Consider the following 15,741-nt stretch of genomic DNA (forward strand, 5'->3'; position numbering starts at 1 on the left):
TCTCTCTTAAGACAACTCCTATATTCTAGCAAATCTAGAATAGCTTGTCAACACTTTTTTGAAGTTTTTTTACTTCTTGTGTTCGCCGCCCCTTCCGAAGCAGCTTATTTATAATATCATCTCTGACTTGTCTTGTCAATAACTTGCAGTGATTTTAATTTTCTTTTTTTATAATGCTTTTAAATGGTATTTTTTCTCTCGATTTTACTTTAAAAAAAAGAAGAGTAGAACTCCTTACTCTTCTTCATCTTTATTTTTATTTTCAATTCTTTCTTTGACTTCATCGTAAGATAGGGCATGGTTATCTTCTTCTGAGTCTTCAAGGGAATCCACCGGCATCTTACCAGTCTCATAAATTGACTTGATTTGTGCAGCATCGAGTGTTTCATACTTAAGCAAAGCTTCTGCAATGAGAGCATGTGTTTCTCGGTTTGCATTGATAATTTCAGCTGCTTTGTCATGTGCCTCAACTAAAAGTGATCGAATTTCTTCGTCAATAAGTTGAGCTGTATGAGCTGAGTAAGACTTATCTGTAGTAAATTGTCCTGGATTCATCGCATGATTACCTTCATATTGGACTGGTCCAAGTTTTTCGCTCATACCATATTCAGTAACCATTGCACGTGCCAACTGTGTCGCTTGCTCAAAGTCATTTGAAGCACCTGATGTTTGAACGTTGAAAATAATTTCTTCTGCAACACGTCCACCCATAAGACCTGCCAATTGTTCTTTTAGCTCATCTTTAGATGACAACATCTGATCCTCTTTTGGTAGAGAAATCATATAACCACCTGCGCGACCTCGTGGAACAATAGTAACCTTGTGAACATCACGAGCGCTAGAAAGTGTTAAACCAACAATTGTATGACCCGCTTCATGGTAAGCCACAACTTTACGTTCGTGTTCTGAAACTTGGCGGTCTTTCTTAGATGGTCCAGCAATAACACGATCCTCTGCTTCGTCGATATCACTAGCATCAATTCTAGTCTTACTACGTCGTGCAGCAACTAGAGCTGCTTCATTCAAGACATTCTCCAAGTCTGCTCCAACAAAACCTGGAGTTTGTTGAGCAACAACTTTAAGGTCAACATCTTCAGCCAATGGTTTATTCTTAGCATGGACTTTCAAGATAGCCTCTCGGCCTTTTACATCTGGGCGACCAACAAGAACTTTACGGTCAAAACGGCCTGGACGCAGGAGGGCTGGATCAAGAACATCACTACGGTTGGTTGCAGCAATGACAATGATATTCTCATTTCCATCAAAACCATCCATTTCAATCAACAGTTGGTTAAGGGTTTGTTCGCGTTCGTCGTTACCACCGCCCATTCCAGTACCACGACGACGCCCAACCGCATCGATTTCATCAATAAAGATAATAGCACGTTCAGCCTTTTTAGCGTCTTCAAAAAGACTACGAACACGACTTGCTCCGACACCGACAAACATCTCTACAAAGTCAGAACCTGAGATACTAAAGAAAGGAACATCTGCTTCACCAGCTACAGCTTTAGCAAGAAGAGTTTTACCTGTCCCTGGAGGACCTTCAAGGAGGACACCTTTAGGAATACGTGCACCCAGTGCCTTATATTTACGTGGATTTTTGAGGAAATCTACGACTTCTACAAGTTCTTCTTTTTCTTCTTCAGCACCAGCCACATCTGTGAAACGAACTTTAATATTCTCTTTTGATTGAGTCTTAGCACGGTTGCGGCCAAAATTCATTGCACCGCGGTTACCGCCTTGATTCATCATGAAAAGGAAGAAAATAGCAATCCCAATCAAAGGTAGGTAACTAAAAAGATATGAAATCCAAGCACCACTTGAACTTTCACGTATCATTTTAACATTAACATCAGCTGCTTCTGATGCTGATTGCAATTTCTGCATGGTTGTTTCATTCTGCAGCACAGTCGATGTAAAGCTACGTGTCTCTGATGATGCACTACCTAAAAATGGTAGACTAAGGTCAGTATCAACCTTTTCAGCCTTTTTGTAGCTACCTTTAACTTCAATGATACTACCGTCTGGCTGATAAGTGATAGATTTTACCTTACCATCTTCAATTTTCTTAAGCAACTGTGTGTAAGACAATTGTTGACTTGGGCTTTGGCTTCCTCCTGCAAAGTATTGTACTCCAGTTACAACCGCAATAATAACTATGATGTAGAGAAAAGCATTCCGTAAGAAGCCATTATTATTTTTATTATTCATAAATTAATTAGACCTTTACTTATTTTGTATAAATTTCTTCTTTTAGGACACCGACATAAGGGAGGTTACGGTATTTTTCATCATAGTCTAGTCCGAAACCAACGATAAATTCATTAGGCACATCGTAACATACGTAATCTGCCTCAATATCAACAACACGACCTTCTGGTTTATCAAAAAGAGTTGCGATTTTGACTGAATTGGCTTTACGGTACTTGAACATATCTCGAAGATAGAGGAGCGTACGACCTGTATCAATGATATCTTCAATAAAGATGATGTCTCGTCCTTCAACATTAGTGTCAACATCTTTAAGAATCTTTACTTCACCACTGCTGACAGTTCCGCCACCATAACTTGAAACGACCATAAAGTCCATCTCAATATGGGTGTCGATATGTTTGATAAGTTCTGCCATAAATGGAACAGCACCTTTCAAAACACAGACTAGAAGAGGATTTTTCCCCGCATAATCCTCTGTCAATTGTTGTCCTAGTTCTTTAGTTTTAGCTACGATATCCTCTTGGGAAAAGAGGACTTTTTTAATGTCTTTTTCTAACATTTGGGTTCCCTTTCTCGAAGTCAATATTCTGTTATTATACCACTTTTACTTCAATCATCGTTATTTGAACATGGTATTTGATTAGAAATTCTTATAAATGACTACAGTGCCATAAAGTATAGCATTTTCAGGTCTTTTTTTCAAATAGAGACGCCCAGCAACATAAAGAAAAATAATATGACCATCTTGTTCTCCTACAATGGCTTTTTGACGATCCTTCTCTAAAATCTTATTGTCTATAAACAGTCGTCTTAATTTTTTATGGTGACTACCAAGGTCAATCTTATCGCCTTCTTTTCTATGACGAATCACTATTGGGGCATCTGACCAAATACTAATAGCATCTGTGTTAGAAACGTCATTGAATTCTGAAAAAGTCAAGGTATAATCCTCAAACTCAACAGATTTTCCAAATTCTAAGAGACAAGGAGGCGATAAAGAAATAGACGCTTCTTTCCTTATCAAGAAATATGTCTGTGTTTTTACTAGTTCATAACCATTTTTTAGGGGCATCTTTCCTGAAGCGTTTTTCCTTAGATAACTTATCAATTGATTAAATTGGCCTTTAGAAAGCTGTAAATCAGGAAAGGAGTCTAAATAATTCTGAAGAAGAAAGAGCTGGACAGCATCTGACTGTTGCTGAAAAACAGATAAATCAGTGATACTAATATCCTTTGTTAACTCTCCTAGAGCTTGCTCCATAAGACCAATCTCCTCGGCTAAAAGACAAAGGTGCTCCTTAATTTTAGGATTTTCCTGAGATAAAGTAGGAAGATAGGACAGTCTGATGCGATTCCTAAGGTAGGCTAGTGAAGTATTACTCCTATCTTCAAAATGGAAAGTTACGGGAAGCTGAGCTTTCGTAAGATGCAAAAAGGGACGAATAATCTGACCAGTGCCAAATGGTCTGATAGCTGAAATTCCTGTCAGGTGTCTTAAACGACTTCCTCTCAACAGTCTCATAAAAATTGTCTCTGCCTGATCATCCGCATGATGGGCTGTTACAAGAGCAGAGTAATCATAATCTTTCATGACCTGCTTAAAAAACTCATAGCGAAAGGTACGGGCAGCATTTTCTGAAAACTTTCCTGAGAATGCACTATAGTGAAAAGGTACCTTGTGTTCCACTGCCCAATGACGTAAATACGCTTCTTCATGCTCCGACTCTTGTCGTTGTTTATGATTAACGTGAGCAATCCCCAACTGAATATCCAAATCTTTTTGATGGCTATACAAAAAGTGCAGCAAACTCATAGAGTCTGCTCCACCTGATACTGCTACTAAAATTTTCTTGTGCCGGTTAAAATAACCCTTGGCTTGCATCATTTGCAACAATTTTTGTGTCATTATTTCAAAATTCCATAAACATCATCTGCAATTGAGGTGATTTTGTCATAGCCTTCTTTATCCGTAAAAATCGATAAAATAAAGGGAGAATCTGCATAAACAATAGCGACGTCATGTTTAAAGTCGTAGGCATCCCCTATTTTATGTGCAACAGGGACATCAATGTTTTTGGAAATACGTTCGCCATCATAGTCCGTGCTTGAAAGATAATTGATAATATCTCCATTTTGTCTATAAACAGCCTCCATCAAAGTACCTGCGGCTCTAGCAGTCAACTCCTTTTTATCCATATTCCACGAGGTCGCTGCGGCTTTATCTACTGATTTTTGGAAGGCTTTATCATACTGATTGGCTACATAATAACCTAATATATTTGTCGCTACATTATCTGAGTTTTGGGCTACAGCCTTCAACAGATTTTCTAAGCTATAATTTTTATCATCAGGCATCTTACTAATCTTTCCAGAACCATCTGGATCATAAGCACCTGGAAAACCATTCACAGCAGAGGTATATTGATACTCATCTGATAATGCTAATTTCTCTTGAGACAGACGTTCCTGTGCATAGTAGAGTAGACCAAGCTTCGCTACGCTAGCTGCATACATGCTTTTTTCGTCATTGATAGCAGCTACTCGGTTCGTATCAAGCTGTTTAACATAAACTGAAATGCGCTCTTGATTGTTATACTTCTCATTAAGGACTTTTTGAACAGACTCGATGCGATTATCAGTCGTTGATAAATCAGAAGCGTTAATCCACCCCTCTCCGTCTACCAAATAGTAGGTCCCTGCATGCGTCTGAGCTACTTGGCTAACCTTAATAGGTTTGAAACTAGCGAGTTTAGAGTCAGCTTTTTCGGTTCCTAACACGTAAGGTTCTTTGTATACCGTTAAACCATCTTTAGTCCAGAAGGTCATATCTACTGGTTTTTGATTATAGATACTATCATCCACAATTGATTTCTGACTAGCGGCTACATAATCACCATCTTGAAGTTGGAAAACAGGTTCACCTTTAGCATTCCAAAAAATAGCAGAAATCGATAGTTTGGTATCCGCTTGGATACTGGTTTTAAATTCTGTTAAATCCTTGTTCTTATAAGTTAGGATATTTGTTATCGTTCTTGGATTTTTAGGAATCTGTTTAAATTGACTCAAGCTAGCTGTAGTATTTTGAGTCAATTTTTGAACCTGTTTTGGGGTCAGAGCTAGCTCCTTCTCCATAGGAAGTAGGACTAGAGGGCTAGAAGATACAAGCACAACAGTTGCAGCTATTAAGAGCTTTTTCATGCTTGTTTCTTCACCTCCTCTTTCCTCGGTAATTCCGTTTTAAGTTGCTGATTTTTTTCTGATAGTTCCTCTAACTTGGCTTCTGAATAGGTTAAAAAAGTTTCTACAGTTTTAAGTAAATCTTTCATTAGGGTAATAAGCTTGGTACAGGATAGATAGACTCTCCTTCACGTGAATAATAGTACTTAGCACGCGCATATTTCTCGGCGAAAGCATCATCCTTAAGTTTCTTAGCCAAATCCTTTCGTTCCTTTGTCTGATCTGACAATTTATCATAGTCTTTCTGAAGCGACAAGACTTCCTTCTCTTGCTGTTTGATGTTCATATAGGTCTCAACCAGATTGTAGGTTGGCAAGATAAAGAGTAAAACAACCACAAAGAGAATCCACCCCATAAAGCGATTCCTTTGTTCGTGTTCGGCACGCTCTAATCGTTGCTCTTGATTGGCACTATCAATGTAATCATTCGTAAGCTGTACAATATTAGGCTTCTTGCTCATCTGCTTCAATCCTTGTTTCACTTATAATCTCGTACATTTTTGCCGCATCTTCTTTTTTCGTACTATCTTTCATTTCTAGAACACGGACAGTCAAGAGTTTATTTCCAAAACGAACTTCCACTTGGTCACCAATTTTTAAATCTGTAGATGACTTAGCGAGTACACCATTTACTTTTATACGCCCTTTATCAGCCACTTCTTTAGCAACTGGACGGCGTTTGATAATTCGTGATACTTTTAAATATTTGTCTAATCTCAATGTTACTGTTTCCTTTTCGTTAGGATATCTCTTCTATGATAGCATTTTTTTTAGAAAATAGGGGACTAAAGCCTTTTCAATACAAAAATAAGAGGATCGACACTAGTCGACCCTCTCAGGAGATTTATGAAAAAGAAAAGTTTTAGGATATTTTATAGTATAGAGAGACTTACTTAAACTTTCCTTAAGCTTCTTTTTTTTCTTTACGTTCTTTGATTTCCATAAATGTCAGTCCAAAAATCTTTAATTCTTCAAGAATTTCATAGTCTTTCTTGTTATGAACATCAAAAGTAATCTCTACTTTCCCCTGGTTATCACTGATTTTTGCTTTTAAATGCGTTTTAGAGATGGCTTCGAAATAATCTTGAGTCAAGAAGAATTTGAGAGAGGCTTTTTCGAAACGAACAGTGATAGTATCGTTCTTACGCTCAACTAATTCTGCAAAGGCAGCATTCAAATAGGCCTTAACCAGACCAATCTCAATGAGATAGGCAACTTGGTCTGGATATTCTCCAAAGCGGTCAATAAGCTCATCTTGAAGGTCTTGATAATCTTTCTGATTCTCAATTTCTCGAATACGCTTATAAATTTCAATTTTTTGGCGCTCGTCAGAAATATAGTCAGAAGGGAGGTAAGCATCAATCTGAAGATTGAACTCTGCATTTCCTTTACGTCGAACTTGAGTTTTACCTTGACGTTTATTGATAGCCTCTTCCAAGAGTTGCGAGTACATTTCGAATCCGACTGAGTCGATGAAACCACTTTGAGAAGCGCCAAGAATATTCCCTGCACCACGAATTGATAAATCACGCATGGCAATTTTGAAACCTGATCCCAGTTCTGTAAAGCCCTTAATAGCATCCAATCGCTTCTCAGAGACTTCCGTCAACACTTTGTCAGGACGATACATGAGATAGGCGTAAGCAATTCGATTACTACGTCCCACACGACCTCTCAACTGATAAAGGGTAGATAAGCCCATATGATCTGCATTCTCAATGAAGAGAGTATTAACGTTGGAGATATCAATCCCTGTCTCGATAATGGTTGTTGCTACCAATACATCGTAATCACCATTCAAGAAATCCAAGAGGGTATTCTCCAACATAACCTCACTCATCTGACCATGAACAAATCCGATACGTGCTTCAGGGACTAGCTCATGTAATTCAGAAACTTTTTGATCAATGGTTTCAACACGATTATAAACATAAAAAATCTGACCACCTCGGTCCATCTCTCTTAATATCGCTTCTCGAATAAGACCAGGATTGGTTTCCATAACATAAGTTTGAACTGGATAACGGTTGGTAGGTGCTGTCTCAATAATCGACAAATCACGAATACCTAACATAGACATATGAAGCGTACGAGGAATAGGTGTCGCAGTTAGAGTAAGGACATCAACCTTAGCTTTCAACTCCTTAAGTTTCTCTTTATGCTTCACGCCAAAACGTTGTTCTTCATCAATTACTAGCAAGCCTAAGTCAGAAAACTTAACATCTTTAGACAGTAGGCGGTGAGTACCAATAATAATATCAATACGCCCTTTAGCTAGATTTTCAATAGTCTCATTCTGCTCTTTTTTACTTCTAAAACGACTGAGTTCATCTACTTCAACGGCATGATTTTCAAAACGCTCTTTAAAATTCAAATAGTGCTGATGGGCAAGAACCGTTGTAGGAACTAAGATAGCAACTTGCTTTCCATCATTGACTGCCTTGAAGGCGGCACGCATAGCTACCTCTGTCTTACCAAAACCAACATCACCAACCAAGAGACGATCCATGGGTTTGTCTGACTCCATGTCTGCCTTAATTTCCTTGATAGAACGCAATTGATCCTCTGTCTCAGCATAGGCGAAATCATCTTCGAAATCTCTTTGATTATCATCATCTGGTGAAAAAGCAAAACCTTTAAGTTGACTACGCTCAGCGTAAAGTTTTAAGAGATCATCAGCAATATCCTCTACTTGCTTACTTACTTTTTGTTTAGTCTTTTGGAAACGCCCATCATTGAGTTTATTAATTTTAGGCTCTTTTCCGTCCGCTGACACATACTTAGAGAGACTCTCAATCTGCTCAACAGGTAGAGAAATTGTTGCAGCATCCTGATATTGGATGGTCAAGTAGTCACGATGCACCCCTTTAATCTCAATAGTCTCAATACCTTTAAATTGTCCGATACCATGAGTCTGGTGTACAACATAATCACCTTTTTCAAGCTCATTGTAATCTTTTAGACGCTCAGCATTGGAAACGTGACTGGCACGCGCACGACGTTTTACTTTTTTATGGAAAATCTCACGTTCAGTGACCAGAACAAGCTTTTCATCAGCAAAGTAAAAACCATTGGATAAGTTTCCTAGAACTAATTGAGGCTTATAAGGAATCAAATCTCCAAAACTACTAAGTGGTAAATCTAAATCATATTCTTCCAAGGTTTCCTTCAAAGATTTGAGTTGCTTTTCAGACCCCACTTGTAAAATAACTGTAGCCTTATTCTTGGTATAGCGATGTATTTCATCAACTAGAAGTGGAAACTGGTTAAAGAACTCCTGCATAGGGTATTGCGTGAATTGATACAACTTATCAAATTTAAGATTTCCCAAGCCCTTATGAAAATTCGAAAAGAAACTAGCTGGCTGATAGTTACGTAAAGTCTTAAATGAATCCACTAAGTAGTTTAGATGACTCAGAGACTTGCCTTGGTGAAGATCCTCAGTTAAAAGATTAGCCACCTCCAATTCAAGACGTCCATGGCGGTCCACTATCTTTTGAAAATCATCAATGAATACAGGAGTTCCTTTGGGAAGGTAGTCAAATAAGGTATAAGCCTTATCATAAAAGAGAGACAAAAACTTACGTAAATCTTTATGACGGTAACCATCAATCGTAACCGACAGAACTTCCTCAAGGTAAGCCTTATGAGGACCTTCTGCCTTCGAGACCGCACTTTCTAGGGCCTTCTCAGCACGTTGGTAATCCTCTCTTGTTAAGATAATATCATCTGCTGGTGATACGATAACATGCTCTAAATTGTCTAAAGATTTCTGACTATCGCTATCAAACTGACGAATGCCATCAATCTCGTCTCCAAAAAATTCTAAACGGTAGGGGAGCTCTGAAGTCATTTCATAAATATCTAAAATGTCGCCCCTACGACTATACTCACCAGGTGAGAGAACTTGCTCCACTCTTTGGTATCCAATATGAGTCAGATGCTTACTTAGAGCCTCTAAATCATGTTCCTCCCCTAGTGTTAAGTCAATGCGAGAGTCTTTATAAACCTTAGGGTTAGGCAAATGTAACTTAGTACCAACTAAACTCGTGACCAAAACCCCACTGGCCTCTTTATCCATTAAAAAATTAAGACTTTCAAGACGAGAATGGGTCTTTTCTGGTGAAGCGAAGATAAACTCTGCAGCTACTACATCATCTGCAAAAAAAGAATAAACCTTATCCTCTCCTAAGATAGCTGACAAATCTCCTGTCAGTTGCTCAGCTTCATTTTGTGTTGAAGTAACTATTAAAATCTTAGGAACTTGCTCAGAAAGAGCGGATGCCATGACAACTGCCTTGCTGGAACCAGAAAATCCCATGACCAACTGCCTACTCAATAGGGTTACTTTATCACGCCACTCAAGCAATTGATGATTCTTCTCAAAAAGATCTAATAGAGTATTAGCCATTATAACGCCTCATAGTATCTTCGAAATCATTGGTTTTCAGGTAATGATTGAGGGCTGTCTCTACCTTGTCTAAAGTCAGTAAAATTGTGGCATAGTCGTCTTCACTAAATTTTCCAAGGACATGATTAACGACCGACATTCCTTTCTGTGGGCGTCCAATACCAATTTTTATACGGTCAAATTCTTGAGTGCCAGTTTCAGCAATGATAGATTTAATACCATTATGACCACCCGCTGAACCTTTTTGACGAAAGCGCAATTTCCCAACTTCCATATCTAAGTCATCGTAAATGACGATAAAATCCTCCATGGGAATATTGTAATAAGCTAGTAATGCTCTAACAGCTAGACCTGATAGATTCATAAAGGTTGTTGGTTTCACAAAATAAACCTTCTCACCATTTAAAAAGGTCGAAGCCACTTCAGCCTTAAAGGTCCTTTCTTCAGAAAAGGTTAATCCCAGTTCCTTAGCCATTAGGTCAATAGCCATAAAACCAACATTGTGACGTGTCTCACGGTATTTTGAACCAGGATTTCCCAAGCCAACTACTAATTTTGTCATTATTTCTCCTCTTTGATAAACAGCAAAAGGACTGAAAAATACTTTTTCAGCCTTGTGCACTATTTTTTATTTTCTAAACGTTGAAACGGAATTCCATGATGTCGCCATCTTGGACAACGTATTCTTTTCCTTCTTCACGAAGGCGACCAGCTTCCTTAACAGCTTTCTCAGAACCATATTTAATGAGATCATCGTAAGACATGGTTACAGCACGGATAAAGCCTTTCTCGAAGTCAGAGTGGATAATTCCAGCTGCTTGTGGAGCCTTGATACCTCGTTTAAAGGTCCAAGCACGCACCTCTTTTTCACCAGCAGTGAAGTAAGTTCCAAGACCAAGCAAGTGATAGGCTGCGCGTGTCAGTTTATCAACTCCTGATTCTGTCAAACCAAGGTCTTCTAGGAACATCTCCTTATCTTCATCATCCAACTCAGAAATTTCTTCCTCAACACGTGCCGAGATAACAACTACTTCTGCATTTTCAGTCGCTGCAAACTCACGAATTTGCTTCACATAATCAATATCATCAGGATTTGCGACCTGATCTTCATCAACGTTAGCCACGTAAAGCACTGGTTTTGTTGTCAAGAGGAAGAGTCCCTTAACAATTTTTTGCTCTTCCTCAGTAAAATCAATCGTACGTGCAGACTTACCATCTTCTAGAACGGGTTTAATCTTTTGAAGAATGTTAAACTCTGCTACAGAATCTTTATCTTTTTGTGTACGCGCAATTTTTTCGACACGCGCATAACGTTTGTTAATTGATTCAAGGTCAGCCAAAATCAATTCTAGATTGATTGTATCAATATCAGCCATCGGATCTACAAAGGCATCCTCACGCCCTTGTTCACGCATAACGTTTTCATCATCGAAAGCACGAACCACATGGACAATCGCATCTACTTCACGAATGTTCGCCAAGAACTTATTTCCAAGACCTTCACCCTTTGATGCTCCTTTTACGATACCCGCAATATCTGTGAACTCAAATGTAGTTGGAACTGTCTTTTTAGGGGTAATAAGTTCAGTCAGTTTCGTCAAACGCTCATCTGGTACCTCAACCATACCGACGTTTGGATCAATTGTCGCGAAAGGATAGTTAGCAGCTTCCGCACCCGCTTTTGTAATTGCATTGAAAAGAGTTGATTTACCAACGTTTGGCAAACCGACGATACCTGCTGTTAAAGCCATTAATTTATTTCTCCATAAAAAAGTAATTCAGTTAATTATAACACAAAAATTGTTAAAAATAGGCAACTTCCCTTTGAGAATCATAAAAAGGAAAGCAAGGCAAAGAATGCTATAAAGAAGATGATTAGGGACTTTAAAAAGTCTTTATATTGCTAGTGAAGTAATTTTCTTAACATAAAACTCTCGTTATATAGTCTCTCCAACACCTGTTATAAAACCTTCTTAAGTTTCTTCTCGAAATCATGACGACTCATCATGACCACATGATCACAATTCGTACAACGAATCTTAATGTCAGCTCCAAGACGGATTACTTCCCATTCATTAGCTTTTTTTCCTGTTGCTTTGATAGTACAAGCATGTGGTTTTTTCATTTCAACTAAACTTCCAATTTGGTACATAAATTCCCTTTCTAGTAAAAAAGTTATCCACAGTGGATAACTTTTTCGATTTTAGTTTGTTCTTACAGGTGTAATCAATTGAATAAAATTCTCACTGTCATCTGCTGGCGTCAATGTAAATGGACGTACTGGTGAAATGAAACGTACACGGACAGTCTCACTCTTAAGAGCTTTCAAAGCATCTATTAGGTAGGTTGGATTGAAACTAATGACCAAATCACTACCTGAAACATCTTGCACGTCAATATCCTCATTCACCTTTCCGACTTCTGGCGAATTAACATGGGCACTGACACTACCATTAATGATTTCGAGTTTAACGGTACCACTTTGACTAGCATTAGAAATCAAATATGAACGTTCCATAGCAGAACGAAGGCTAGCAGTCTCAAAAACAACTTCTGTTTCAAATGAATCGGACAAGAGACGATTAGTGTCTGGATAATTTCCTTCAAGTAAACGTGTATAGAAAGAAATTGTTTCACTACGGAATAGAATTTGATTTGCTGAGAAGAAGACCTCTAAGTTTTCAATATCATCGCTAAAAACTGCCGACAATTCTTTAAGTGAGCGACTTGGGATTACGACATCAAAGTTATCTGCAGAATGCTCCAAAACAAGTTGACGTTGGCTCATTCGGTGAGAGTCAGTTGCTACAGCTTTGAGATCTTTATGATTTGAAAGAACAAAGTGAACTCCGGTTAAAATTGGACGACTTTCTTGAGTGCTTGCTGCAAATGAAGTTTCAGCAATGATAGATTTTAACACTTTTGTGTCCATGAGCAATGGTGTCAAGCTATCAACTTCCTGAATACGGGGATATTGTTCAACATCTTTCCCTTTTAAAGTAATCTCTGATTTACCACTCTTCAGTAAAACTTGGTATTGTTCGATTTCTTCAAAAGTAAGGGTAACATCAGGCAAGCTTGAGACAACATTAATGAAAAAGTTTGCTTCCAAAAGGATACTACCTGGCTGTGTAATTAATAGACCTGCATTTTCTTCCGAAACTGAGATACTATTTTCAATTGAGATTTGCCCATTTGATCCTGTCAAATAGATACCATCACTGGTAACTTCGATTTTAATCGTCGATAGAATTGGGATAGCATTTTTAGAAGAAATAGCACGGCGAGTCGTATGAAGTGCTTGTAAGAAATAAGCTTTATTAATCGCAAATTGAATCATGATGCTCCTTTATTTTTATTAGTATTATTTTAGTAGTAGTAGTAGGTCTTGTGGACACTGTGCATAAGTCTACAAAACATAGTTTTATCAAGACTTTGAACTTGTGCACAGCCTGTGGAAAAGTTTGAATGATTTTTAATAGTTATCCACAAGTGTCATTTTATCTTGTTTTTGATGGTATCAATTTCAATGCGTAAACTGTCATCTTGGGCAATCATATTTTTGATTTTATTGTATGCATGTAAGACAGTTGAGTGGTCTCTTCCGCCAAATTCTTTTCCAATTTTTGGAAGGGAGTTATCAGTCATTTCACGGGCAAGATACATGGCTACCTGACGTGCCAAGACAATATTTTGTGTTCGTTTAGTTGCCTTAATTTCTTTTACAGTGACATTATAAAATTTCCCTACCTCAGTTTGGATATCCTCAATCGGAATAAGAGTTAACTTAGGACCATCCATTTTACGTGCGCGAATAGCTTCGGCAGCTACCTCAACTGTGATAGTATCTAACTGGCGAACATTGGCAACTAAGCTAATATCTTTTAAGGCCCCCTCCAAGTCACGGACATTTGAATCAAATTGGCCAGCTAAATACTCAATTGTTTCAGGAGGAAAATGATAATCATAGTCCATAATCTTATTAGTAAGAATGGCCACTCGCGTTTCAAAGTCAGGTGGTGTGATATTGACGGTTAACCCCCATTTAAAGCGCGTGACAAGACGCTCTTCCATCTCGTTCAATTGATCTGGATTACGGTCGCTGGTCAGGACAATTTGTTTATTATTATTGTGAAGGACATTGAAGGTATTGAAGAATTCCTCTTGAGTGGCTTGCGTTGATTTTTTAGCCAATGATTGAATATCGTCAATTAAGAGAACGTCCAGATGACGATATTTAAGTTTTAGTTCGTCCATTTTATCTAAACGGATATGTACAACAAATTCATTAATGAAATTCTCTGCAGTAATGTATTTAATGCGTGCTTGAGGATTATCATGTAAGACCTTGTTTCCAATAGCATTGAGCAAGTGAGTTTTCCCGAGACCAGGTCCTCCGTAAATAAATAGAGGGTTATAAGTAGCTCCTGGTGAATCAGCTACAGCTAAAGATGCAGCAACTGACCAACGATTTTCATCCCCTTGGATAAAATTATCAAAGGTATACTTACTATTTAAGTCTGAGTCCAATGTAGGAAGAGCAGGGGTCTGCTGTTCCTTTTTATTACCAAAGTCATTATTTGCTACAGTTGAATTTGCCTCGTTTATGAGCGCTTCGTCAAAGACGTACTCAACTTTTATTTCACTATTATAGGCTTCAAAACCAGCCATCAAAATGAAAGATTGCATATTCTTTTCCCAGAATAGCTTTTTGACTTCTTCAAGCAGAATTGTAGCAACGTTATTTTGAACTTTGATGAGCTTGGTATCTAGGACATAATAATCAAAAGTGGCTTGTGTTAGTTCCTCTTTGGCCAGCTCTAAGAGCTTATTCCAAAAAAAATGCTCTTTTTCGGTCATTCCATCAATTCTCCTTCTTTATTCTTGTTCTCTGATTCTATCATAAAACAAAAAAGTTTTCCACAGGTCAGAAGATAAAAGTTTCTCGAGTTATCCACAGATAAAAAAAGACAATTCACATTGTGCACAAGAGTTATCCACAAGTTGTGAATAAAAAAAGAAACCCTCTAAAATAAAGGGAGGGCAACATTTTTATGATGTGGATAAGTTTGTTTCTTTTTTCTCATCAATTCACAGGTCAAATTAGCTTGTTGATAATTCTGTTAAAATCTTCCTCCGTCGAAAAGTGGATCTGAATAGTTCCAGAGTGATTTTTGTGATAACGAAGAGTAACGGGGAGACCAAGTGATTTTTCTAGTTCTTTTTCTTTATCTTTTATGTGAATATCTTTTTTTGATTTTTGTTTTTTAGGAAGTTCTTGAAGTCTTTTTTCCAGAGTACGAACGGACCATTTTTCAGTAAGCACCTGATGATGGATAGTTAACTGCTTTTTGGTATCCTCAACAGATAAAAGCGCTCTAGCATGTCCTTGACTCAGTTTGCCATTTTCGATACTAGTCTGTATCTCTTTGGGAAGTTGGAGGAGTCTGAGAGCGTTACTGATATAGGGTCTGGATTTCCCCATAGCTTTTGCCAGTTCCTCGTGACTGTAAGCTAGCTCATTAATTAAACTACGATAAGCCTTTGCTTCTTCAATAGGATTGAGATTCGAGCGTTGTAAATTTTCAATAATAGCTTGTTTACGACTCTCTTGATCTGAGACTTCCTTTACGACTGCAGGGATTTCTGTCATTCCCAGACGTTTACAGGCACGTAAACGTCTTTCCCCAGCAATTAGTTCATAACCAATAATGTCCGATTTTCGGACAATGACTGGCTGTATCAGTCCATTTTCAGCGATTGATTGGCTCAGTTCTGCTAATTCTTCATCAGAGAATTCTATACGAGGTTGAAAAGGATTTGGGTAGATTTCACTAATAGGTAAAGCTTTGAGTTGTTCTTGCATGTTATTCCTTT

Annotated in this window: 14 protein-coding genes; all 14 read right to left on the reverse strand. The window is 38.0% G+C overall.

Annotated elements, in window-relative coordinates; translation table 11 throughout:
• Nucleotides 1-234: 234 nt before the first annotated feature.
• Nucleotides 235-2,214, reverse strand: coding sequence for an ATP-dependent zinc metalloprotease FtsH (gene ftsH, locus H7T99_RS04865; RefSeq protein ID WP_037602427.1), 1,980 nt, complete (start codon nt 2,212-2,214; stop codon nt 235-237).
• A 19-nt stretch (nt 2,215-2,233) separates the two neighbouring features.
• Nucleotides 2,234-2,776 (reverse strand): hypoxanthine phosphoribosyltransferase, encoded by a 543-nt coding sequence (gene hpt / locus H7T99_RS04870; RefSeq protein WP_002883962.1) that lies wholly within the window; start codon nt 2,774-2,776, stop codon nt 2,234-2,236.
• Between the two features lie 81 nt (nt 2,777-2,857).
• A complete protein-coding gene (tilS, locus tag H7T99_RS04875; protein ID WP_037602425.1) occupies nt 2,858-4,123 on the reverse strand; it encodes a tRNA lysidine(34) synthetase TilS in 1,266 nt (421 codons plus the stop codon).
• Nucleotides 4,123-5,415 carry a serine hydrolase gene (locus H7T99_RS04880; protein ID WP_002889553.1) on the reverse strand — a complete coding sequence of 431 codons (1,293 nt, stop codon included), beginning with the start codon at nt 5,413-5,415 and terminating at the stop codon, nt 4,123-4,125. Before H7T99_RS04880 ends, tilS begins: the two co-directional genes overlap by 1 nt.
• The gene (locus tag H7T99_RS04885) at nt 5,412-5,543 is read right to left on the reverse strand and encodes an SP_0009 family protein (protein ID WP_002883955.1); all 132 of its coding nucleotides are present in this window, start codon (nt 5,541-5,543) and stop codon (nt 5,412-5,414) included. Before H7T99_RS04885 ends, H7T99_RS04880 begins: the two co-directional genes overlap by 4 nt.
• Nucleotides 5,543-5,914: an FtsB family cell division protein gene (locus H7T99_RS04890; protein WP_037597264.1), complete on the reverse strand. Its 372-nt coding sequence runs from the start codon at nt 5,912-5,914 to the stop codon at nt 5,543-5,545. Before H7T99_RS04890 ends, H7T99_RS04885 begins: the two co-directional genes overlap by 1 nt.
• Entirely contained in the window at nt 5,898-6,173 is a 276-nt protein-coding gene (locus H7T99_RS04895) for an RNA-binding S4 domain-containing protein (RefSeq protein WP_002883975.1), read from the reverse strand. Before H7T99_RS04895 ends, H7T99_RS04890 begins: the two co-directional genes overlap by 17 nt.
• Nucleotides 6,174-6,357: 184 nt before the next feature.
• Entirely contained in the window at nt 6,358-9,864 is a 3,507-nt protein-coding gene (gene mfd / locus H7T99_RS04900; protein ID WP_037602423.1) for a transcription-repair coupling factor, read from the reverse strand.
• Nucleotides 9,857-10,426, reverse strand: a complete 570-nt coding sequence (gene pth / locus H7T99_RS04905) for an aminoacyl-tRNA hydrolase (RefSeq protein WP_037602421.1) — start codon at nt 10,424-10,426, stop codon at nt 9,857-9,859. The genes mfd and pth overlap by 8 nt, the downstream gene beginning before the upstream one ends.
• A 73-nt stretch (nt 10,427-10,499) precedes the next feature.
• A complete protein-coding gene (gene ychF, locus H7T99_RS04910; RefSeq protein ID WP_002883967.1) occupies nt 10,500-11,615 on the reverse strand; it encodes a redox-regulated ATPase YchF in 1,116 nt (371 codons plus the stop codon).
• Nucleotides 11,616-11,824: 209 nt separating this feature from the next.
• Nucleotides 11,825-12,016, reverse strand: a complete 192-nt coding sequence (locus H7T99_RS04915; protein ID WP_037599384.1) for a DUF951 domain-containing protein — start codon at nt 12,014-12,016, stop codon at nt 11,825-11,827.
• A gap of 51 nt (nt 12,017-12,067) precedes the next feature.
• Nucleotides 12,068-13,204 (reverse strand): DNA polymerase III subunit beta, encoded by a 1,137-nt coding sequence (dnaN, locus tag H7T99_RS04920; RefSeq protein ID WP_002883965.1) that lies wholly within the window; start codon nt 13,202-13,204, stop codon nt 12,068-12,070.
• Between the two features lie 155 nt (nt 13,205-13,359).
• Entirely contained in the window at nt 13,360-14,724 is a 1,365-nt protein-coding gene (dnaA, locus tag H7T99_RS04925) for a chromosomal replication initiator protein DnaA (RefSeq protein ID WP_037599382.1), read from the reverse strand.
• Nucleotides 14,725-14,962: 238 nt separating this feature from the next.
• Nucleotides 14,963-15,730: a ParB/RepB/Spo0J family partition protein gene (locus H7T99_RS04930; protein ID WP_037602418.1), complete on the reverse strand. Its 768-nt coding sequence runs from the start codon at nt 15,728-15,730 to the stop codon at nt 14,963-14,965.
• Between the last annotated feature and the right edge of the window lie 11 nt (nt 15,731-15,741).

The organism is Streptococcus sp. 17.1, from assembly GCF_016648655.1.
GTDB classification, from domain to species: domain Bacteria; phylum Bacillota; class Bacilli; order Lactobacillales; family Streptococcaceae; genus Streptococcus; species Streptococcus salivarius_E.

What these genes read in the sequence shown, in the direction of transcription:
- tilS (WP_037602425.1), bottom strand. Translation starts at nt 4,123, where the DNA reads ATGACACAAAAATTGTTGCAAATGATGCAAGCCAAGGGTTATTTTAAC.
- dnaA (WP_037599382.1), bottom strand. Translation starts at nt 14,724, where the DNA reads ATGACCGAAAAAGAGCATTTTTTTTGGAATAAGCTCTTAGAGCTGGCC.
- H7T99_RS04880 (WP_002889553.1), bottom strand. Translation starts at nt 5,415, where the DNA reads ATGAAAAAGCTCTTAATAGCTGCAACTGTTGTGCTTGTATCTTCTAGC.
- dnaN (WP_002883965.1), bottom strand. Translation starts at nt 13,204, where the DNA reads ATGATTCAATTTGCGATTAATAAAGCTTATTTCTTACAAGCACTTCAT.
- pth (WP_037602421.1), bottom strand. Translation starts at nt 10,426, where the DNA reads ATGACAAAATTAGTAGTTGGCTTGGGAAATCCTGGTTCAAAATACCGT.
- ychF (WP_002883967.1), bottom strand. Translation starts at nt 11,615, where the DNA reads ATGGCTTTAACAGCAGGTATCGTCGGTTTGCCAAACGTTGGTAAATCA.
- H7T99_RS04885 (WP_002883955.1), bottom strand. Translation starts at nt 5,543, where the DNA reads ATGAAAGATTTACTTAAAACTGTAGAAACTTTTTTAACCTATTCAGAA.
- H7T99_RS04890 (WP_037597264.1), bottom strand. Translation starts at nt 5,914, where the DNA reads ATGAGCAAGAAGCCTAATATTGTACAGCTTACGAATGATTACATTGAT.
- H7T99_RS04930 (WP_037602418.1), bottom strand. Translation starts at nt 15,730, where the DNA reads ATGCAAGAACAACTCAAAGCTTTACCTATTAGTGAAATCTACCCAAAT.
- hpt (WP_002883962.1), bottom strand. Translation starts at nt 2,776, where the DNA reads ATGTTAGAAAAAGACATTAAAAAAGTCCTCTTTTCCCAAGAGGATATC.
- H7T99_RS04915 (WP_037599384.1), bottom strand. Translation starts at nt 12,016, where the DNA reads ATGTACCAAATTGGAAGTTTAGTTGAAATGAAAAAACCACATGCTTGT.
- mfd (WP_037602423.1), bottom strand. Translation starts at nt 9,864, where the DNA reads ATGGCTAATACTCTATTAGATCTTTTTGAGAAGAATCATCAATTGCTT.
- ftsH (WP_037602427.1), bottom strand. Translation starts at nt 2,214, where the DNA reads ATGAATAATAAAAATAATAATGGCTTCTTACGGAATGCTTTTCTCTAC.